Origin of the sequence: Rosenbergiella sp. YN46, assembly GCF_036620675.1 — a bacterium.
Taxonomy (GTDB): Bacteria; Pseudomonadota; Gammaproteobacteria; order Enterobacterales; family Enterobacteriaceae; genus Jejubacter.
Window position 1 is genome coordinate 23,026 of sequence record NZ_JAZHEE010000014.1, and the last position, 21,444, is coordinate 44,469.

The window sequence follows — 21,444 nt, forward strand, 5'->3', positions numbered from 1 at the left end:
CCAGATGTAAAAATGAAGGAAAAGCCGGATATCGTCAACTGAAAAATCACCGCGCAAGGGGAGTTCTTTTCAGATCAGATGAAAAACATTCATGTTGGGGGGGAAGCAACAAAAAGCCCTCTCCCGGACGGGAGAGGGCATGCAGGCTACAGCAGTTGCGCCAGGCGATTAATATCAGACTGGATCGCCCCTGCGGTCACGTCACGACCTGCACCCGGCCCGCGGATCACCAGCGGGTTATCACGATACCAGCGGCTTTCAATGGCGAAAACATTATCACAGGGCAGCAGCGACGCCAGCGGATGCTCCGGACGCACCGCTTCGACGCCGACTCTGGCTTTACCGCTGGCGTCGAAGCGTGCCACATAGCGCAGCACCAGCCCCATCTCGCGCGCGGCCTCCAGCCGCTGCACCATCTGAGCGTTCAGTTCGTCGCCGTTTTCAAAGAAGTGATCCACCGAACCCGATTCACAACCTTCCGGTACCAGCGACTCAACGCGCACCTGATTGGGTTCGATATCGTAACCCGCTTCACGCGCCAGAATCACCAGCTTACGCATTACGTCCTTACCCGACAGATCCACCCGCGGATCCGGTTCAGTTAGTCCCTGCTGCCAGGCCTGATCCACCAGCTCGGTAAAGGGAACCGAGCCGTCAAACTGCAGGAACAGCCAGGAAAGCGTGCCGGAGAAAATGCCGCTAATAGAGAGAATACTGTCACCGCTCTCACGCAAATCGCGCACCGTATGGTTTACCGGCAATCCGGCTCCCACCGTGGCGTTATAGAGCCAGTGGCGCCCGGTTTTGGCAAAGGCGTCGCGCACCTGACGATAGCGGTTGCTACAGGAGGAACCCGCCACTTTATTCGCGCTAATAACGTGGAAGCCGTAGCTGGCGAAATCCAGATACTGCGCAGCCAGCCCTTCGCTGGCGGTCACATCCAGCACCACCAGATCGTCCCACGGATGCGCACGCATCCACAGGAACAGCGACTCTTCGTCCTGCTCCCGGGCTTCGTCGTCAAAGAAGGCCAGCGCCCGGCTGGCGTCCAGCCCGTCATAACTCAGCAGGCTACGGCGGCTGTCTACCACGCCAGCCAGCACAAACTCAAACCCGGTACGGGCAGAAAGCGTCTCCTGTTCGCGGGCGAACAACTCCAGCCAGCGCGAACCAATATTGCCTTTGCCAAACAGAATCAGACCGATACGCTTCTCAGCCCGGAACAGCGTCTGGTGCAACCCCTGGATCAGACTTTCCGTTGGCCCAACCCGCAGCACCGCCACCAGACTGATGCCTTCTTCGGACTGCCAGATAAACTCTACTGGCTGATCTTTTAGCTGCTGCCAGAAGCGGTGACTGTGCAGCGGATTCCGGCATACGCCAGCCCCCACCATCGCCACCAGGGCCAGCCCTTCCCGCAAACGTAACTCGCCCGGCAACGCCGACTCTTCCAGCAAATCAAGCGCGCTGGCCACCACTTCCTGGGTATAGCAGAGCTGAATCAGATTACGATCGGGATGAACGCCCATCGCCAGCGGTCGCAGCTGGGCGCGCTTAAGCAACTGGTCAATATCGAGCCGGGCCTGGCGGAAATCCTGCTGTGGCGCGATACGTAGCTCAATCAGACAGACATCGTCATGGCTGGTCACGATACGCGCCCCGGTGCCAGAAGCCAGCACCCGCTCAATACGCGTAGAACCCTGCTCCGGGTTATAGCTACAGCGTAACTGCAGATCGATATCGCTGGCGGAAACCGGCTGTAGGGTGCGCGCGTGCAATACTGGCGCCGCCAGACGGGCCAGCTCGCTGGCTTCATCCAGCCGCAGCAGCGGCAGCAGGCAGGCATCTTTAACTTTGCGGGGATCCGCGCTGTACACACCGGCGACATCGCTCCAGATAGTGACCCGGGAAACCCCGGCCAGCGCCCCAATCTGGGTCGCGGAATAGTCGGAACCGTTACGCCCCAGCAGCACCGTTTCACCCGCTCCGTTGCGCGAAATAAACCCGGTGACCACCAGGCGCCTGCCGGGATGCCGGGCCATCAGTTGCTGCAATAGTGGATAAGAAAGCGCCTCGTCAACCTGAGGCTGAGCCGCACGCTCGGCACGCAGAAATTCCCGGGCATCAAGAGAAACGGCATCGATATCCTGCAGGTTGAGCAGCGCGGCCATCAGGCGCGCTGACCAGATTTCACCGTGGCCCACCACCTCGGCATAAACCGCGTCGTCGACTTTACCGTCCAGCAACGCCGCCAGCCGCTCCAGATCCTGGATAAATTCGCTCGTCAGCCCATCAGCCAGCTCCGGTGGCAGCAAACCGCTAATTAATTCGCTCTGATAACGTCGCAGCGACTGCTGAACCTGATGCGCGGCAAGACGATCGCTCTGGCTGAGTTTAAGCCAGCTTATCAACTGATTGGTAGTGCTGCCCGCCGCAGAGACCACCATCATATCTCCGGGCCGGGAGTAGTCGGCCATAATCCCGGCAACGCGCAGATAACACTTCGCATCAGCCAGGCTGCTGCCACCAAATTTATGCAATTGACGTTCTGCCGTCCCTACCGGCGCTGAAACACTCATGGTTACCCCTCGGTGGCGATCCGGAAGCCATTTTCCAGATCGGCGATTAAATCTTCACTATCTTCAATACCCGTTGAGATACGCAGCAGCGTATCCGAAATACCGGCGGCGGCGCGTGCTTGCGGCGCCATACCCGCGTGGGTCATGGTGGCGGCGTGAGAAATCAGGCTTTCCACACCGCCCAGAGACTCCGCCAGCGTAAACAGTGACAGGCCGCTCAGGAAACGACGCAGTTGCGCTTCATCGCCCGCCAGTTCAAAACTGAGCATGGCACCCGGCCCTTTCTGCTGGCGGGCGGCAATCTCATAACCCGGGTTTTCCGGCAGTGACGGATGATACAGCTTTTTCACCAGCGGCTGGGTCTTCAGATATTCAACTATCGCCAACGCATTGCGCTGCGCGGCGTTCATACGCGGCGCCAGCGTTCGCAGACCACGCAGCAACAGATAGCTGTCAAAGGCGCTACCGGTAACACCGATATTATTCGCCCACCAGGCCAGTTCCGTGACCGTCTCCGGCTCCCGGGCGATAACCGCGCCCGCCACGACATCGGAGTGTCCGTTCAGATATTTGGTGCAGGAGTGCAGCACCAGATCGGCTCCCAGCGCCAGTGGATTCTGCAATGCAGGGCTCAGAAAAGTGTTATCCACCACGCTGACCGCGCCTGCCTCACGTGCCAACTGGCAAATTTTCGCTATATCGACCACCCTCAGCAGCGGATTGCTGGGGCTTTCCACCAGCACCAGCTTCGGTTTTAGCGCCAGCGCCGCGCTCAACGCCGCATCATCACCCTGATCGACAAACCTCACCTGATAACAGCCGCGTTTCGCTAAGCTCTCGAACAGACGGTAGCTGCCGCCATAGCAGTCATGGGGCGCCACCAGCAGATCTCCTGGCTTCAGAAAAACGGTGGTCACCAGGTGAATGGCCGACATTCCGGTATTGGTCATAACGGCTCCCGCCCCTCCTTCCAGCTCGGCCAGCGCCCGCTGCACCACATCGCGCGTCGGGTTGCCGCGTCGCGAATAGTCATGGGCGCGGGGTTCGTTAAAGCCGGTAAAATTATAGGTGCTGGAAAGATAAATAGGCGGAACAACGCAACCGTATTGCTCGTCGTCGTTCAAACCGCTACGTACTGCGATGGTGGCCTGTTTACGCGTCATAGTGTCGATCCTGGCTTGCGGATAAAAGTCAGCCACAGGGTAAACACTGCCGTAATGGACGTCAATACATCTGGACATCTAAACTTCTTTGCGTGTAGATTGAGCAAAGGCATAATTGCCGCTAAAATTATGGGTTTTAGCGAACAGCCGCAGTAATCTGCCGCAAAGCACGGTATATTATACTCAGGCAAAAATGGTCGGGCGATCGGGCGACAGTCCCCGACGTTGATTACACAGATTTAAGAGGATTAAAAGGTATCCCATGGCTGAATGGAGCGGCGAATATATCAGCCCCTACGCTGAGCACGGTAAGAAGAGTGAGCAAGTAAAGAAAATTACTGTATCCATTCCTCTGAAGGTGTTAAAAATCCTCACCGACGAACGTACGCGTCGCCAGGTGAATAATCTGCGTCACGCCACCAACAGCGAACTGCTGTGCGAAGCGTTCCTGCATGCATTTACCGGCCAGCCCCTGCCAAACGACGAGGATCTGCGTAAAGAGCGCAGCGATGAGATCCCGGAAGCGGCCAAAGAAATTATGCGTGAGCTGGGTATCGACCCGGATACGTGGGAATATTAAAATCGGGCAACAAAAAAGCCGCCATACTGGCGGCTTTTTTCGTCCCGGGCCGGACTTATTTGCTGCCCGGAATGCTGAAGCGCTTGTTGAAGCGATCTACGCGGCCGCCGGTCGCAACTTCACGCTGCTTACCAGTGTAGAACGGGTGGCATTTGCCACATACGTCCAGGTTCAGATCGTGGCCCGCGGTGGAACCAATTTTGATCACGTTACCGCAAGAACAGGTTGCAGTAATTTCGCCGTAATTCGGGTGAATACCTTTTTTCATGGGAAACCTCAGTCTAAGGCCGCGTCGCTCTTCCGGCCCCAACGCCAGACACCACGCGATGTTAATAAAATAGGTTCTTTCGAAGACGCAATTCACGCTTCAAAGGCGGCGAATCATACAGAACTGCACCCGGTAATGCAATTCTTATCCTCACAATGACCAGCACACAGTGTACACTATCCCGTCATTTTCCTCAGCCTGGATGCTTGCATGCTCGTTGCCCATATCGCCCTGCCGGTACCGCTGGCCCGCACCTTTGACTATCTCATTCCCGAAGATATGACGATAGCCGCGGGGTGTCGCGCCAGCGTTCCGTTCGGCAGACGCCAGATGGTAGGGATAGTCCTTGCCGTTAGCGAACACAGCGAACTTCCCCATAACGAACTGAAAAGCATCAGCGAAGCGCTGGACAGTCAGCCGCTGTTTCCGGCTCCGCTATGGCGCCTGCTGCTCTGGGCGAAAGAGTATTACCACCATCCTGTAGGCGAAGTGTTATTCCATGCTCTGCCCGTGCTGCTGCGCCAGGGAAAGCCGGACCATCCGGCACCACTCTGGTACTGGCGCGCCAGCGAAGAGGGGCGCACCATCGATATCAACAGCCTGAAACGGGCAGCGAAGCAGCAGCAGGCGCTGGCGATGCTGCGCCAGCACGATATCTGGCGCCATCAGGTACCAGAACTGGAAATTAACGAAGCAGCGCTACAGGCACTACGCAAAAAGGGGCTGTGCGATATTCACAGCCAGTTGCCGGAAACCACCGACTGGCGCCCTGGTTTTTCGGTCAGCGGCGATCGCCTGCGTCTGAACACCGAACAGGCGACGGCGGTGGGCGCGATTCACGGCGAATCAGGGCAGTTCGCCGCCTGGCTACTGGCGGGCATTACCGGCTCGGGCAAAACCGAAGTTTATCTGAGCGTTCTGGAAAACGTGTTGTCTCAGGGCCGCCAGGCGCTGGTACTGGTGCCGGAAATCGGACTGACGCCGCAGACCATCGCCCGCTTTCGCGAACGTTTTAATGCGCCGGTAGAAGTACTGCACTCGGCGCTGAACGATAGCGAACGGCTGAGCGCCTGGCTCAAGGCACGCAGCGGTGAGGCGGCTATCGTGATCGGCACCCGCTCCGCCCTGTTCACGCCGTTTAAAAATCTTGGCGTTATCGTCATCGATGAAGAGCACGACAGCTCCTATAAGCAGCAGGAAGGCTGGCGTTATCACGCCCGGGATCTGGCAGTCTTCCGCGCCCATGCCGAAAATATCCCCATTATTCTGGGGTCGGCGACACCGGCGCTGGAGACGTTGCACAACGTGCGAGCCGGCAAATACCGTCAGCTTAGGTTGACCCGTCGGGCCGGTAACGCCCGCCCCGCGACTCAGCACGTGCTGGATCTGAAAGGCCAGGCGCTCCAGGCCGGGCTGGCACCGCAGCTTATCGCCAGAATGCGCCAGCATCTTCAGGCCGATAATCAGGTCATTCTGTTTCTGAATCGACGTGGTTTCGCGCCGGCGCTACTGTGCCATGACTGCGGTTGGATCGCCGAATGTCCGCGCTGCGATCACTACTACACGCTACACCAGGCCCAGCGCCACCTACGCTGCCACCACTGCGACAGCCAGCGCCCGCTGCCGCCCCAGTGCCCCCAGTGCGGCTCCACACATCTGGTGCCGGTCGGTCTGGGTACAGAACAGCTTGAACAACTGCTGGCGCCGCTGTTTCCTGGTGTGCCCATCTCTCGTATTGACCGCGATACCACCAGCCGTAAAGGCGCGCTGGAACAGCAACTGGCTGAGGTACACCGCGGCGGCGCCCGCATTCTGATCGGCACCCAGATGTTGGCCAAAGGCCATCACTTTCCGGATGTCACTCTGGTTTCGTTACTGGATGTGGACGGCGCGCTCTTTTCCGCCGATTTTCGGGCCGCTGAGCGCTTCGCCCAACTGTATACCCAGGTTTCCGGCCGGGCCGGACGCGCCGGTAAACAGGGCGAAGTGGTGCTTCAGACCCACCATCCCGAGCATCCGCTGCTGCAAACCCTGTTGCATCAGGGCTATGACGCCTTTGCCGACCAGGCGCTGGCGGAACGCCAGACCATGATGCTGCCCCCCTGGAGCAGCCATATCCTGATTCGCGCCGAAGATCACAATAACCAGCAGGCGCCGGTATTCCTGCAGCAGTTCCGCAATCTGCTACAAAGCAGCCCGCTGGCCGACCAGCAGCTCTGGCTTATCGGCCCGGTTCCCGCGCTCCAGCCCAAACGCGGCGGCCGTTTCCGCTGGCAGTTGCTGCTGCAGCACGGCTCGCGTGCCCGTCTGCAGCGCCTGCTCAGCGACAGTCTGAAACTGGTGAATACCCTGCCGGAAGCACGCCGGGTAAAATGGGTGCTGGATGTCGACCCTATCGAGAGCTAGTAAGGGAATGCGAGGCGGATCGAATAATTTAACTTCAGTCACACTTCGGATGAAATTTTTGTAACAGCTGGCTCTGATAATCTGTTAAGAATGTGAAGTCCGACAGCTAACGGGATGTTGCTGTCCCTGCGGAAGCGCGTGAGGTAGAAGAAGTTGAAGACCAGGAAGCAGGTTGCTGGTGCAACCATGAAAGATGTCGCCCGTCAGGCTCAGGTCTCCACGGCGACGGTATCCAGGGCCTTAACCAATCCGGAGAAGGTCTCTCAGACCACCCGCAGCCGGGTGGAACAAGCCGCCATCGAAGTGGGCTACCTGCCCCACACTCTGGGACGTAGCGTCCGACGCAGCGACTCCCGCACCATTATGGTTATCGTTCCTGATATCTGCGATCCCTTCTTCAGCGAAATCATTCGCGGCATTGAAGTTACCGCCGCCAGCCACGGCTATCTGGTGTTGATCGGCGACTGCGCCCACCAGAATCAGCAGGAAAAAACGCTCATCGATTTAATCATTCCCCGCCAGATCGACGGTATGCTGCTACTGGGCTCGCGGCTGCCTTTCGATGCCGGTAAAGAAGAGCAACGCAATCTGCCGCCCATCGTCATGGCGAACGAATTCGCCGCCGAACTGGAACTGCCCACGGTTCATATTGATAACCTGACCGCCGCCTTCAACGCCGTAAATTATCTCCATGAGTTGGGGCACCGCCGCATCGCCTGTATCGCTGGCCCGGAAGAAATGCCCCAGTGCCATTACCGCCTGCAGGGCTATGTACAGGCACTGCGACGCAACGGCCTTGATGTCGATCCCCACTACATCACTCGCGGCGATTTCAGTTTCGAGGCGGGCGCTCGAGCGATGGGAAAACTACTGGATCTACCCCAGCCGCCCGAAGCGGTATTCTGCCACAGCGATATTATGGCGCTGGGCGCCCTTTCGCTCATTAAGCGTCGCCACCTGCGGGTACCCCAGGATGTTTCCCTGATCGGCTTTGACGATATCGCCCTGACGCAATATTGCGATCCACCATTAACGACGGTCGCCCAGCCGCGCTTCGAGATCGGCCGACAGTCAATGTTGCTACTACTTGAACAATTACAGGGACATAGCGTTAATATCGGCTCCCGGTTACTGGACTGTAAGCTGGTAGTGCGCGAATCTACCCGCGCTCGCTAAGCCTCCGTCACCGGCTTTCGGATTTACAAACTGGTCAAAGAGCCGTCCCTTAAGTAACATGGCGGACTAAATCACGAATGAAAACAGCGAAACGATAGTGGCACAACGAGATTATGTTCACCGCGGGCAACCCTCTTCTGCGCGGCGTAAAAAAGGGAACTCCCGTAACAAACAGCGTAATAGCATGTCCGCCGTCTCTCCGATGATGGTGGCGATCGCCGCTGCCGTTCTGGTGGCCTTTATCGGCGGACTGTGGTTCATCACTCATCATAAAAAAGAAGAGACAGAAACCATGCCGGGTCAGAAAGTTACCGGCAACGGTCTGCCGCCCAAGCCGGAAGAACGCTGGCGCTACATTAAAGAGCTGGAAAGCCGTCAGCCGCAAATCACCCAGCCCACAGAACCTTCCGCTGGCGGCGAACCGCTGAATAAGAATCAGTTGACCAACGAGCAGCGCCAGTTGCTGGAGCAGATGCAGGCCGATATGCGCCAGCAGCCGACTCAGCTTAACGAAGTTCCGTGGGATGAACAGACGCCGGCCCAGCGCCAGCAAACGCTACAGCGCCAGCAGCAGCAACGCTATCTGCAGGAACAGCAACAGCAGATGCAACGCCAGCAGCAGGAGCGCCAGCGTCAGGCTAACCAGCAGCGCCAACAGCAGGAACAGCAGCAACGCGCGGCAAAAAGCCAGACTCAGCCTTATCAGGAGCCGAACCGTACCCAGACTCAAACGCCTAAACAGCAAAGCGCGCCGGTCACCAATGAAACTCAGGCGCCCAGGCAAAACGCGACCAGCGGCGATTCGCGTCAGTGGATGGTTCAGTGCGGCTCGTTCCGCGGCGCAGAGCAGGCGGAAAGCGTACGCGCCCAGCTGGCGTTCGAAGGTTTTGCTTCCCATATCACCACCAACAATGGCTGGAACCGGGTGGTTATCGGCCCAATTAAGGGCAAGCAGAACGTGGACAATACCCTCAACCGCCTGAAGTCGGCCGGTCACGCAAACTGTATTCGTCTCTCCGTCAGGGGTTGAAACCCCTGAAATCCCCCCCATCTATAGTTCATTCTGCCCCGCACGCCAGCGTGCGGGGTGCCCTGTTCAGCTCTAAAAAAGGGGTCTGCTCGTGACAACAATAGTAAGTGTGCGCCGCAACGGCCAGGTGGTAATTGGTGGCGATGGTCAGGCCACGTTAGGCAACACCGTAATGAAAGGCAACGTGAAGAAAGTGCGCCGCCTGTATAACGATCAGGTTATCGCCGGTTTCGCAGGCGGGACTGCGGATGCCTTTACGCTGTTTGAACTTTTCGAGCGCAAACTGGAAATGCACCAGGGACATCTGGTGAAGGCCGCCGTTGAGCTGGCGAAAGACTGGCGTACCGATCGCATGCTGCGGCGGCTGGAAGCCCTGCTGGCGGTAGCGGATGAAAACGCTTCGCTTATCATCACCGGCAACGGTGATGTGGTGCAGCCGGAAAATGACCTGATCGCTATTGGTTCCGGTGGCCCCTACGCCCAGGCCGCAGCACGCGCACTGCTGGAAAACACCGAGTTGAGCGCCCGTGATATTGTGGAAAAGTCGTTGGGGATCGCCGGTGATATCTGCATCTACACCAACCACTTCCTGACCATTGAAGAACTCCCGTCTAAAGAAGCGTAAGGATCTCCCATGTCTGAAATGACTCCACGCGAAATCGTCAGCGAACTGAATAAACACATCATTGGTCAGGATGCCGCCAAGCGCTCCGTGGCCATCGCGCTGCGTAATCGCTGGCGCCGCATGCAGCTCGATGAAGAGCTGCGCCATGAAGTCACGCCAAAAAATATTCTGATGATCGGCCCGACCGGGGTCGGTAAAACCGAAATCGCCCGCCGTCTGGCAAAGCTGGCTAATGCGCCATTCATCAAAGTAGAAGCGACCAAATTCACTGAAGTTGGCTATGTTGGTAAGGAAGTGGATTCGATTATCCGCGATCTGACCGATTCTGCGATGAAACTGGTACGTATGCAGTCCATCGAAAAGAATCGCTACCGCGCCGAAGAACTGGCCGAAGAGCGCATCCTTGATGTGCTGATCCCGCCAGCCAAAAATAACTGGGGCCAGGCGGAAACCGCTCAGGAACCTTCTGCCGCGCGTCAGTCCTTCCGTAAGAAACTACGTGAAGGCCAGCTGGACGACAAAGAGATTGAAATCGAGCTCTCTGCCACCTCAATGGGCGTCGAGATTATGGCGCCTCCGGGTATGGAAGAGATGACCAGCCAGCTGCAGTCGATGTTCCAGAATCTGGGCGGCCAGAAGCAGAAACCGCGTAAGCTGAAAATCAAAGACGCGATGAAGCTGCTGATTGAAGAAGAAGCCGCCAAGCTGGTGAATCCGGAAGAGCTGAAACAGCAGGCTATCGATGCCGTTGAGCAGCACGGTATCGTGTTTGTCGACGAGATCGACAAAATCTGTAAGCGTGGCAACGCTTCCGGCCCGGATGTTTCCCGCGAAGGGGTACAGCGCGACCTGCTGCCGCTGGTGGAAGGCTGCACCGTCTCAACCAAGCACGGCATGGTGAAAACCGATCACATTCTGTTCATCGCCTCCGGGGCTTTCCAGGTTGCCAGCCCGTCCGATCTGATTCCGGAACTGCAGGGCCGTCTGCCGATTCGTGTTGAACTGCAGGCGCTGACCACTGAAGACTTCGAGCGCATCCTGACCGAACCGAGCGCCTCCATTACCGTGCAGTACAAAGCGCTGATGGCGACCGAAGGAGTGAATATCGAATTCACCGAAGACGGCATCCGCCATATCGCGAAAGCCGCCTGGCAGGTTAACGAAAGCGCGGAAAACATTGGTGCCCGCCGTCTGCATACGGTGCTGGAGCGTCTGATGGAGGATATCTCCTACGACGCCAGCGATCTCAACGGCCAGACCATCACCATCGACGCGGAATATGTCGGCAAACACCTTGATGAGCTGGTGGCAGATGAAGATCTGAGCCGTTTTATCCTATAATCGCGCTTAGAGCATTTTCATCACACCTGGTGGGACAGGCTGTGTCCCGCCATGAGTCATGATGCTGGCGCTGAACGAAAGGCCCGCTACCAAGACGGCAGGCGAAGGACAGAGTGGGCCTCTGTTCAAGCCTGGCAACGCAGGTAGCGGGCCTTTCGTACGCGCCCCGAAGGGCTGAGGCTATTTTTGTTCGCTGCCGCGTTGCTCGCCGCTAATTTGGGCCCACCAAACTGCGCAGCTCGCGCCTTGCCGCGCACAAAAAATAGCTATCAGCAGCACTCATGCATCATGGTGGGACACAGCCTTATTAGCCCCCATTTTTATTGCCGACGAGAATCATGACCGAACCTCAATCGATAAGCCGTACCCGCGCCTGGCTGGAAAGTCTGCGCCCGCGCACTCTTCCCCTGGCCTTCGCCTCTATTGTCGTGGGCGCTTCTCTGGCCTGGTGGCAGGGCGTTTTCGATCCTGCCATAACTCTGCTGGCGCTGTTGACCGCAGGGCTGTTACAGATCCTCTCTAACCTCGCTAACGACTATGGCGACGCGGAAAAAGGCAGTGACAAGCCCGACCGCATTGGGCCGCTACGCGGAATGCAGAAAGGCGTTATCACCCAGCAGCAGATGAAAGTGGCGCTTATCATCACCGTCGTGCTGATCTGTCTGTCGGGCCTGGCGCTGGTCAGCGTAGCCTGCCACAACCTGGCGGACGTACTGGGCTTTCTGTTACTGGGGCTACTGTCGATTATCGCCGCCATTACCTATACCGTGGGCACCCGCCCTTACGGTTATATGGGGCTGGGTGATATTTCGGTGCTGATCTTCTTTGGCTGGCTGAGCGTGGTAGGTAGCTGGTATCTGCAATCTCACGCGCTGACCTTCCCGGTCTTTCTGCCCGCCACCGCCAGCGGTCTGCTGGCAACCGCCGTGCTCAATATTAATAACCTGCGCGATATCGACAGCGATCGGGAAAACGGCAAGAACACGCTGGCCGTCAGACTGGGGCCGGTGCTGGCTCGCCGCTACCATGCAGGACTGCTGATGGGCGCCCTGCTCTGCCTGGCACTGTTCAATCTGTTCTGGCTACACAGCCTGTGGGGCTGGTTGTTCGTGCTGGCGGCGCCGATACTGGTGCGCCAGACGCGCTACGTCATTCGCGAACTGGAACCCGTCGCCATTCGCCCGATGCTGGAGCGTACCGTAAAAGGGGCGCTGTTGACGAACCTGCTGTTTGCTCTTGGCGTCGTACTAAGCCAGATTCCCGCGCTAAATTGATGATTTTGCCAACAGTGAACGTTAGGGGATATACTGACAACTCCGGCAGCAACGAAAAACAGTAAGCCTATGAAATACGATACTTCCGAGCTTTGCGACATCTACCAGGAAGATGTCAACGTCGTTGAACCCCTGTTCTCCAATTTTGGCGGGCGGGCATCGTTTGGCGGACAGATCATCACGGTAAAATGTTTTGAAGATAACGGGCTGCTGTACGACCTGCTTGAAGAAAACGGTCGCGGTCGCGTGCTGGTTGTCGATGGTGGCGGTTCAGTGCGTCGTGCACTTATCGACGCCGATTTGGCGCGCCTGGCGGTTCAGAACGAGTGGGAAGGTATTGTTTGCTACGGTGCGGTACGCCAGGTAGACGATCTGGAAGAGCTGGATATCGGCATCCAGGCCATGGCCGCTATTCCGGTCGGCGCTGCGGGTGAAGGCATCGGCGAAAGCGATGTGCGCATCAACTTTGGTGGCGTCACCTTCTTCTCTGGCGATCACCTCTACGCCGACAACACCGGCATCATCCTTTCGGAAGATCCACTGGATATCGAATAAGCCAGCCGATCACGCAGAAGCGCCCTGACGGGCGCTTCTTTTGCGATTAGTTCACTTCTTCCATTTTGCCCAGCAGCGACTGCAGACGATCCTGCCAGACGGTCTGCTGTTCTTTCAGCTGCGCATTTTCCTGTTCCAGCGCTTCGCGGTTGCCCTGCGCCTGCTGAACTTCCTGAGAAAGGCTGCTGTTTTTCTCTTTCAGCTCTTCGATTTCCATTTGCAGCAGGGTGATGGTATCAATCGCCTGCTGAACCTTCGCTTCCAGTTTCTCAAATACTTCAAATGACATCGTCAAATCTCTCCTGAATTTGCAAGGCGTTGATGGGTAGCCCTATCCGCTCACGAATACCGGCCACGCCTTATATTAACACGTGCGCACTACGCGATAGTCCGATTGTATGGAGCGCAGCAAGCGGTGTCCAGCAGCGCACCTCGTAGTTTACGCTTTGCGACACTTTTCAGTTTATGCCGAAAGCTTCTGCGCTTCCGCCAGGGTAGTTTGTTAACAAATTCGAACGGTGTTTTGCGCACATTTGGCTCGTAATGACGCGCTTTTATCCACAAGCCAGCGCGAAAACGCTCATTTTTTTGACGCAACACACATATTTCAATTTCGAAATTTCTCGTTTCTGTTCGTTAACGATAAATTAACAGTACGAGAGGCGTACTGACGGAGCAGACGCGCTTCTGACGATAACAAGTATCTTCTCTTTGTCTTCAGGACCCTGCTTATGAGTCAAACATCTACCTTAAAAGGCCAGTGCATTGCGGAGTTTCTGGGCACCGGGCTGCTTATCTTCTTCGGCGTTGGCTGCGTCGCCGGGCTCAAGATCGCCGGCGCCAGCTTCGGTCAGTGGGAAATCAGCATTATCTGGGGGCTGGGCGTGGCGATGGCCATCTACCTGACCGCTGGCGTTTCCGGCGCCCATCTGAACCCGGCTGTCACCATCGCGCTATGCCTGTTCGCCGGATTCGACAGCCGTAAAGTCGTTCCCTACATTATCGCCCAGTTTCTTGGCGCATTCTGTGCCGCCGCCCTGGTTTACGGGCTTTACTACAACCTGTTTTTCGATTACGAGCAGACTCACCATATGGTACGCGGCAGCGTCCAGAGCCTGGATCTGGCCGGTATCTTCTCGACATATCCGAATCCCCATATTAACTTCTGGCAGGCTTTCGCCGTAGAAGTGACCATCACCGCAGTGTTGATGGGGCTGATTCTGGCGCTGAATGATGATGACAACGGTCTGCCGCGCGGCCCACTGGCGCCGCTGCTGATTGGCCTGCTGATTGCCCTGCTCGGCGCTTCAATGGGGCCGCTGACCGGCTTCGCCATGAATCCGGCCCGTGATATCGGCCCGAAAGCGCTGGCCTGGCTGGCAGGCTGGGGCGACGTCGCCTTTACTGGCGGGCTCTCTATCCCCTACTTTCTGGTGCCGCTTTGTGCGCCTGTTGTTGGGGCACTGCTGGGCGCATTTGTCTATCGTAAGGGGGTGGCGAACTATCTGCCGGCGAATATTAAACCCCGCCCCGGAACAAAACACGCCACGCCCGTTACTAAGCACCACAACGCACCGCTGTAACTTGATTTTCAGGATCGCACTATGACTAAAAAATATATCGTTGCCCTTGACCAGGGAACTACCAGCTCCCGAACCGTTATCCTGGATCACGACGCCAATATCATCAGCGTGTCCCAGCGCGAGTTCCAGCAAATCTACCCCAAAGCGGGCTGGGTAGAGCATGATCCCATGGAGATCTGGGCCACCCAGAGTTCCACGCTGACCGAAGCGCTTTCCCGGGCGGATATCAATTCCGATCAGGTGGCGGCCATCGGCATCACCAACCAACGCGAAACTGTGGTGGTCTGGGATCGGGAAACCGGTAAACCCATCTATAACGCCATTGTCTGGCAGTGCCGCCGCACTGCCGAGATCTGCGAACAGCTTAAGCGCGACGGCATGGCCGAATATGTGCGCCACGCCACCGGTCTTATCATCGACCCTTACTTTTCCGGCACCAAGGTGAAATGGATCCTCGATCATGTGGAAGGCGCTCGCGAGCGCGCCCGCCGCGGCGAGCTGCTGTTCGGCACTATCGATACCTGGCTTATCTGGAAGATGACTCAGGGGCGGGTTCACGTAACAGATTATACCAACGCCTCCCGCACCATGATGTTCAATATCCACGAACTGGACTGGGACGATCGCATGCTGGAAGCGCTGGATATTCCGCGTGCCATGCTGCCCCAGGTACGTAAATCTTCCGAAGTGTATGGTCAGACTAACATCGGTGGTAAAGGCGGCACACGTATTCCTATCGCCGGCATCGCCGGCGATCAGCAGGCGGCGCTGTTCGGCCAGCTGTGCGTGAAAAGCGGCATGGCGAAGAATACCTACGGCACCGGCTGCTTTATGCTAATGAACACCGGCGAGCAGGCCGTTACCTCTGAGCATGGATTGTTGACCACCATCGCCTGCGGGCCAAAGGGCGAGGTCAACTACGCGCTGGAAGGAGCCGTCTTTATGGCGGGCGCCTCCATCCAGTGGCTGCGCGACGAAATGAAGCTTATCAGTGACGCAACGGATTCTGAGTATTTCGCTACCAAAGTGAACGACACCAACGGTGTCTATATGGTACCGGCCTTTACCGGTCTGGGCGCACCATACTGGGATCCCTACGCCCGCGGCGCCATCCTGGGACTCACCCGCGGCGTTAACGCTAACCACATTATCCGCGCCACCCTGGAGTCCATCGCCTTCCAGACCCGGGACGTACTGGAGGCAATGCAGGCCGACGCGGGCACCCGTCTGCATTCGCTGCGCGTGGACGGCGGTGCGGTCGCCAATAACTTCCTGATGCAATTTCAGGCGGATATTCTGGGCACCCCGGTGGAGCGCCCTGAAGTCCGCGAGGTTACCGCGCTGGGTGCGGCTTACCTGGCGGGCCTGGCCGTTGGCTACTGGCAGAATCTGGATGAACTGCAGGAAAAAGCGACCATCGAGCGCGAATTCCGACCAGGCCTGGAAACCGTAGAACGTAACTACCACTATGCTGGCTGGAAGAAAGCCGTACAGCGCTCGCGGGACTGGGAAGACCACGAGAAACGTTAATCCCCTGCCGGGCGGACGCCTCCGCCCGGTTAACCTCCCTCAATAACGCCCTTCTCCCCCCTGTGCTAAACTCGAGCGCACCTAAACCCGTTATGAGTCAGCTATGAGACGAGAACTTGCCATCGAATTTTCCCGCGTAACCGAAGCCGCCGCTCTGGCCGGCTACAAGTGGCTGGGCCGCGGCGACAAAAACGCCGCGGATGGCGCTGCGGTCAATGCCATGCGCATTATGCTCAACCAGGTCAATATCAACGGTCGCATCGTAATCGGCGAAGGCGAAATCGATGAAGCCCCAATGCTCTATATCGGCGAACAGGTCGGTACCGGCCAGGGCGATGCGGTGGATATCGCAGTGGATCCTATCGAAGGCACCCGCATGACCGCGATGGGCCAGGCGAATGCGCTGGCCGTACTGGCCGTCGGCGACGAAGGCTGTTTCCTGAATGCACCGGATATGTACATGGAAAAGCTGATCGTCGGGCCGGGCGCCCGGGGCGCGATTGACCTGAACCTGCCGCTGACTGAAAACCTGAAGCGCATTGCTGCCGCCCTCAACAAGCCACTGTCGGAACTGACCGTCACGATTCTCGCCAAACCGCGCCATGACGCGGCCATCAAAGCATTACAGGAACTGGGCGTGCGGGTCTTCGCAATTCCGGACGGTGATGTGGCGGCCTCCATCCTGACCTGTATGCCGGACAGCGAAGTGGACGTGCTGTACGGCATCGGCGGCGCGCCGGAAGGGGTGGTTTCCGCCGCCGTGATCCGCGCGCTGGACGGTGATATGCAGGGGCGCCTGCTGGCCCGTCATGAAGTCAAAGACGACAGCGAAGAGAACCGCCGTATCGGCGAACAGGAAATAGCCCGCTGTCAGCAAATGGGTATTACGCCCGGTAACGTGCTGAGGCTGGATGAGATGGCTCGCAGCGATAACGTTATTTTCTCCGCCACCGGCATTACTAAAGGCGATCTACTGGACGGCATTACCCGCAAGGGCAATATGGCGACCACTGAAACGCTACTAATCCGCGGTAAATCCCGCACTATTCGCCGTATAAAATCCATTCATTATCTGGATCGTAAAGATCCCGGCGTGCAGGAACATATCCTGTAAAGGAACGGTTTGTCCGATAGAGCTTTCCGGCCCCCGCGGGCTGGAAAAGCGCCGCCGATCCCTGCGAAGATAGCAACAGAATCAGTAACAGGAGCGCACTATGGCAGATTGGGTTACCGGTAAGGTCACGAAAGTCCAGCACTGGACGGACGCGCTTTTCAGCCTGACCGTCCATGCCCCCATCGCCCCCTTTACCGCGGGGCAGTTCACCAAGCTGGGGCTGGAAATTGATGGCGAGCGGGTGCAGCGCGCCTACTCATACGTCAATGCACCCACCAGCCCGGACCTGGAGTTTTACCTGGTCGAGGTGCCGGAGGGCAGGTTGAGTCCGCGGCTACATGCGATGAAGCCGGGCGATGAGATCATGCTGGTGAAGGATGGCGCGGGCTTCTTCGTACTGGAAGAAGTGCCTGACTGCCAGACTCTGTGGATGCTCTCGACGGGCACCGCTATTGGTCCCTATCTTTCCATTCTGCAACAGGGCGACGACCTGGCTCGTTTTCAGGAAATCGTCCTGGTACACGCCGTACGTTACGCGAACGACCTCAGCTATCTCCCTCTGATGCAGGAACTCCAGGCACGCTACGAAGGCAAACTACGCATCCAGACCGTCGTCAGCCGCGAAACCGCGCCGGGCGCGCTCCACGGCCGTATTCCGGCATTGATTGACAGCGGCGAGCTGGAAGCCAGCGTCGGCTTACGCATGACGCCGGAAACCAGCCACGTTATGCTGTGCGGCAATCCGCAAATGGTGCGTGACACCACTCAACAGCTGAAAGAGACCCGCCAGATGACCAAACATCTGCGCCGTCGTCCCGGTCATATCACCGCTGAACTCTACTGGTAGTCTTAGCGAAACTTCACCGGGCGGGCTTCATCGCCGTACCTGTTCTCGCCCGGATGTCCCACAAAAGCCCCCAGCTCAATCAGCATCATCACCATAATCAGAATGGGCAGAAATCGGCCCAGCGCCCACTGCCAGATACCGGCCAGCATCTCCCAGTTCCCGGCCATTAACATCCAGGCCAGAATCAGCAGCAATGCCCATGCGCCGGACTTTCCACGATCGTGCAGGCGTTTTATCACCACGGCGGCGGTGGGCCACAGCAGGCAGACCAGAATAAAGGCTGCACTCTGCAGGCTAAGCCAGTTGCTGCCTGCCAGCGTAAACAGCAGCGCCATCGCAGACAGCCATATCGCCATCCAGATCCAAAATTCCCGGCGTCCAATGCGCCCCTTAACAGAAAACAGCCACTGCTGTATGGTCATCACCAAATCCCAGGTTATTGCGTCAGCCGTTAGTTTAACCTGTAATGGCTTTTGACAAGCTGCCCCGATGTCGATTTAATCCCGATAATGGGACAAGATAAAAACAATATGATGAACATCCGCACCTTTACCTTTCTACTCATAGCGCTGCTTCCTGCCACTGGCATGACCGAGGAGCCCGGAGCTTCACACGAGCCGGTCGCGCCCTATCTGCTGCCGGGCGCCCCTGCATTCGAACTGAATATCACCCGATTTCGGGAGAAGTTTAATCAGGAAAACCCCTCACTAAAAATTAACGAGTTCCGCGCCATCGACAGCGCGCCTGATGCCGCGCGCGTGACCCGGGCGGCCAGCAAAATCAACGAAAACCTCTATGCGTCCAGCGCTCTGGAACGGGGCACTCTCAAGATCAAAAGCATGCAGATAACCTGGCTGCCAATTCAGGGCCCCGAGCAAAAAGCGGCAAAAGAAAAAGCAAAAGTCTGGATGAGCGCGGTACTGCGGGTCTTTACGCCGGGCATAACGCCGCAGCAAAGTCGGGCCAGGCTGGAAAAGCTGCTAAAAGAGGGGAAAAACAAAAGTTATTATGCCTGGAGCGAAGGTGCCGTACGCTATGTGGTGGCAGATAACGGCGAAAAGGGGCTAACTTTCGCCGTTGAACCGATTAAGCTTACGCTATCCGGTGAGACAATCGCGCAATAATGATAAAAATCCAGGTCTTTCCCGGCCAGAATCTCTATACTGTTTCTCAACCTGGGCTGCCTGCGCGGCAGTCTGTCTTATCTTTATTACCTGGAGAATAAAAATGCGACATCCATTAGTGATGGGTAACTGGAAACTGAACGGCAGCCGCCATATGGTTAACGAGCTGATCACCAACCTGCGCAAAGAGCTGTCGGCCGTAGACGGTTGCGGCGTTGCCATCGCGCCGCCGGATCTGTATCTGGACATGGCCCGCAATGTCGCTGGCGGCAGCCACATCCAGCTCGGCGCCCAGAACGTCGACGTTAACCTCTCCGGCGCCTTTACCGGTGAAACCTCCGCCGCAATGCTGAAAGATGTCGGCGCTCAGTACATCATTATCGGTCACTCCGAGCGTCGTACTTACCACAAAGAATCCGATGAGTTCATCGCCAAAAAATTCGCGGTTCTGAAAGAACAGGGGCTGACTCCGGTTCTGTGCATCGGTGAAACCGAAGCGGAAAACGAAGCGGGTAAAACCGAAGAAGTCTGCGCGCGTCAGATAGACGCCGTGCTGAAAACCCAGGGCGCAGCCGCCTTTGAAGGCGTGGTTATCGCTTATGAGCCGGTATGGGCCATCGGCACCGGCAAGTCCGCCACTCCGGCCCAGGCCCAGGCGGTGCACAAATTCATCCGCGATCACATCGCGAAAGCCGATCCGAAAGTGGCCGAACAGGTCATCATTCAGTACGGAGGCTCCGTTAACGACAAGAACGCCGCCGAGCTGTTCAGCCAGCCGGATATCGACGGTGCGCTGGTGGGTGGAGCGTCCCTGAAAGCAGACGCCTTCGCGACCATCGTTAAAGCCGCAGCGGCAGCGAAAAAAGCCTGATTTCCCGACTGAAGGATAAAAACCCGTCGCTGACGGGTTTTTTTATAGCTGATGCAACACCAGGAACCAGCCATAATTGAGCGGTAGCAGCACCAGAAAGGTTACCAGCGCCAGAGCCAGGCAGAGCTTGATGCCCTGACGCGCCGGCACCCGGCCCAACGCCATAGCTACCACAATGGGCGACGCCTGATACGGCAGCAGCGGCGTTGAATACCCCAGCACCTGAATCATAATCACCGACAGCAGCGGAAAGCCGGTGGCGCTGGAAAAACTCTGGGCCAGCGTGGTATACAGCGCCGGCACGCCATTGGCGGTCATGATAAAGTTCAGCGCCGTGGTAATGCCGGTCAGCGCGGCGAAACTGGTGAAAGGACGTTCAGGATCCAACGGCATCACCTTCATCAGCCAGGCGCCAACCGCATCCCCCAGCCCGCTTTGCGTTACCGCGGCCGCCAGCCCCAGAATCCCCGCCACGTAGATACAGGTGCGCATATTCACGCCTTTGGCGAACTCCTCGCCGTTAATAAACCCGACTCGGGGCAGCAGGGTCACACAGGCCGCAGCCAGCCCCACCCATGCCGGCCCAATGCCATGCCAGCTTTCGCTCACCCACAAGCCCAACACTATCGCCAGCAGCAGGGCTAAACGCTTTTCCGCTATGCTGAAAGGCTCCGGCCGTACTGGTTCACGGGGAAGCCTCGGCTCGCCGGGAAACAGCCAGCTAATCAGAGCTGTCAGCACAATACCTTTCAAAATTCCCAGAACCGGGGTATGCAACAGCAGATATGGCAGATAGTTCAGATGAATGCCGTAGGCGCCTTCGGTCGCCCCGCTCATCACCAGGTTGGGAACGTTAGCCGGTAAAATAGTGGCGGAAAGCTGGAAGGTGCCAAACCCCACGGCCAGCGCCAGGCCGAACCAGCCGCGGCTTCCTTCCTGAATACCCACTCGCTTCGCCATGGCGCCCACCACCGGCATCAGCAGCGCGATACGCCCCATGTTAGAAGGCATGACAAACGCCAGCGCATAACTCAGCACCACCACGCTTGCCACCAGTTGCCACCAGCGCCCGGTCAGGCGAGCGGAAAGCATGGCCGCGGCCCGGTCGGCCAGCCCGGTTTTGCGGATGGCGACGCCCAATACAAATCCGCTGAAAACCAGCCAGAAAGCGGAGGAGGCGAAACCGCTGAACAGCGTTTGCGCAGGCACGATATGGCCCATCATGGCGACCGCGAAAAACAGCAGCGCCGTCAGAAACTCCGGCAACGCCGAGGTCGCCCACAGAATGAGCGTGACGACAATCAGCAACGTCGGCCAGAATAGCGGATGGATCAGTATTTCGGACATGCCTGTCTCCTGTTTAAAAACCCGGCAAGTC

General features: G+C 57.6%; 20 protein-coding genes. 14 read left to right on the forward strand and 6 right to left on the reverse strand.

Annotation, left to right across the window (positions count from 1 at the left end):
- Positions 1-146: 146 nt before the first annotated feature.
- Positions 147-2,579, reverse strand: a complete 2,433-nt coding sequence (locus V3W49_RS11960; RefSeq protein WP_500145714.1) for a bifunctional aspartate kinase/homoserine dehydrogenase II — start codon at positions 2,577-2,579, stop codon at positions 147-149.
- A gap of 2 nt (positions 2,580-2,581) precedes the next feature.
- On the reverse strand, positions 2,582-3,742 hold the full coding sequence (gene metB / locus V3W49_RS11965; RefSeq protein WP_500145716.1) for a cystathionine gamma-synthase: 1,161 nt from the start codon (positions 3,740-3,742) through the stop codon (positions 2,582-2,584).
- A 262-nt stretch (positions 3,743-4,004) separates the two neighbouring features.
- Between metB and metJ the strand changes: the two genes are divergently transcribed.
- Positions 4,005-4,322: a met regulon transcriptional regulator MetJ gene (metJ, locus tag V3W49_RS11970; RefSeq protein WP_004107547.1), complete on the forward strand. Its 318-nt coding sequence runs from the start codon at positions 4,005-4,007 to the stop codon at positions 4,320-4,322.
- Between the two features lie 55 nt (positions 4,323-4,377).
- On the opposite strand, the gene rpmE is transcribed toward metJ, so the two are convergent.
- On the reverse strand, positions 4,378-4,590 hold the full coding sequence (gene rpmE / locus V3W49_RS11975) for a 50S ribosomal protein L31 (RefSeq protein ID WP_138095183.1): 213 nt from the start codon (positions 4,588-4,590) through the stop codon (positions 4,378-4,380).
- 210 nt (positions 4,591-4,800) lie between these two features.
- Between rpmE and priA the strand changes: the two genes are divergently transcribed.
- From priA to rraA, 7 genes are all read left to right on the forward strand, one after another.
- Positions 4,801-6,996 carry a primosomal protein N' gene (priA, locus tag V3W49_RS11980; RefSeq protein ID WP_500145718.1) on the forward strand — a complete coding sequence of 732 codons (2,196 nt, stop codon included), beginning with the start codon at positions 4,801-4,803 and terminating at the stop codon, positions 6,994-6,996.
- 153 nt (positions 6,997-7,149) lie between these two features.
- Positions 7,150-8,172 carry a DNA-binding transcriptional regulator CytR gene (cytR, locus tag V3W49_RS11985; protein ID WP_500145719.1) on the forward strand — a complete coding sequence of 341 codons (1,023 nt, stop codon included), beginning with the start codon at positions 7,150-7,152 and terminating at the stop codon, positions 8,170-8,172.
- 97 nt (positions 8,173-8,269) lie between these two features.
- Positions 8,270-9,202: a cell division protein FtsN gene (gene ftsN / locus V3W49_RS11990; RefSeq protein ID WP_500145721.1), complete on the forward strand. Its 933-nt coding sequence runs from the start codon at positions 8,270-8,272 to the stop codon at positions 9,200-9,202.
- A 91-nt stretch (positions 9,203-9,293) separates the two neighbouring features.
- On the forward strand, positions 9,294-9,827 hold the full coding sequence (hslV, locus tag V3W49_RS11995; RefSeq protein WP_500145722.1) for an ATP-dependent protease subunit HslV: 534 nt from the start codon (positions 9,294-9,296) through the stop codon (positions 9,825-9,827).
- Positions 9,828-9,836: 9 nt separating this feature from the next.
- A complete protein-coding gene (hslU, locus tag V3W49_RS12000; protein WP_500145724.1) occupies positions 9,837-11,168 on the forward strand; it encodes an ATP-dependent protease ATPase subunit HslU in 1,332 nt (443 codons plus the stop codon).
- 338 nt (positions 11,169-11,506) lie between these two features.
- A complete protein-coding gene (menA, locus tag V3W49_RS12005) occupies positions 11,507-12,442 on the forward strand; it encodes a 1,4-dihydroxy-2-naphthoate polyprenyltransferase (RefSeq protein ID WP_500145726.1) in 936 nt (311 codons plus the stop codon).
- A gap of 69 nt (positions 12,443-12,511) precedes the next feature.
- Positions 12,512-12,997: a ribonuclease E activity regulator RraA gene (gene rraA / locus V3W49_RS12010; RefSeq protein WP_500145728.1), complete on the forward strand. Its 486-nt coding sequence runs from the start codon at positions 12,512-12,514 to the stop codon at positions 12,995-12,997.
- Positions 12,998-13,043: 46 nt separating this feature from the next.
- On the opposite strand, the gene zapB is transcribed toward rraA, so the two are convergent.
- Complete coding sequence (gene zapB, locus V3W49_RS12015; protein ID WP_168198769.1) at positions 13,044-13,292, reverse strand: septal ring assembly protein ZapB; 249 nt, start codon at positions 13,290-13,292, stop codon at positions 13,044-13,046.
- A 436-nt stretch (positions 13,293-13,728) separates the two neighbouring features.
- Between zapB and V3W49_RS12020 the strand changes: the two genes are divergently transcribed.
- The 4 genes from V3W49_RS12020 (at position 13,729) to fpr (ending at position 18,071) form a co-directional block, all read left to right on the forward strand.
- A complete protein-coding gene (locus tag V3W49_RS12020) occupies positions 13,729-14,580 on the forward strand; it encodes an MIP/aquaporin family protein (protein WP_500145730.1) in 852 nt (283 codons plus the stop codon).
- Between the two features lie 21 nt (positions 14,581-14,601).
- Complete coding sequence (gene glpK, locus V3W49_RS12025; protein ID WP_500145731.1) at positions 14,602-16,110, forward strand: glycerol kinase GlpK; 1,509 nt, start codon at positions 14,602-14,604, stop codon at positions 16,108-16,110.
- Positions 16,111-16,213: 103 nt separating this feature from the next.
- Positions 16,214-17,224, forward strand: coding sequence for a class II fructose-bisphosphatase (glpX, locus tag V3W49_RS12030; protein WP_500145732.1), 1,011 nt, complete (start codon positions 16,214-16,216; stop codon positions 17,222-17,224).
- Positions 17,225-17,324: 100 nt separating this feature from the next.
- Complete coding sequence (fpr, locus tag V3W49_RS12035; protein WP_500145734.1) at positions 17,325-18,071, forward strand: ferredoxin--NADP(+) reductase; 747 nt, start codon at positions 17,325-17,327, stop codon at positions 18,069-18,071.
- 2 nt (positions 18,072-18,073) lie between these two features.
- On the opposite strand, the gene V3W49_RS12040 is transcribed toward fpr, so the two are convergent.
- Positions 18,074-18,493: a DUF805 domain-containing protein gene (locus tag V3W49_RS12040; protein WP_500145735.1), complete on the reverse strand. Its 420-nt coding sequence runs from the start codon at positions 18,491-18,493 to the stop codon at positions 18,074-18,076.
- Positions 18,494-18,601: 108 nt separating this feature from the next.
- Between V3W49_RS12040 and V3W49_RS12045 the strand changes: the two genes are divergently transcribed.
- Positions 18,602-19,195 carry a DUF1454 family protein gene (locus tag V3W49_RS12045; RefSeq protein ID WP_500145737.1) on the forward strand — a complete coding sequence of 198 codons (594 nt, stop codon included), beginning with the start codon at positions 18,602-18,604 and terminating at the stop codon, positions 19,193-19,195.
- A gap of 103 nt (positions 19,196-19,298) precedes the next feature.
- Positions 19,299-20,066 (forward strand): triose-phosphate isomerase, encoded by a 768-nt coding sequence (gene tpiA, locus V3W49_RS12050; protein WP_500145739.1) that lies wholly within the window; start codon positions 19,299-19,301, stop codon positions 20,064-20,066.
- A 42-nt stretch (positions 20,067-20,108) separates the two neighbouring features.
- Here tpiA and V3W49_RS12055 read toward each other — a convergent pair whose 3' ends face one another.
- Positions 20,109-21,413, reverse strand: coding sequence for an SLC13 family permease (locus V3W49_RS12055; protein WP_500145740.1), 1,305 nt, complete (start codon positions 21,411-21,413; stop codon positions 20,109-20,111).
- Positions 21,414-21,444: the final 31 nt, after the last annotated feature.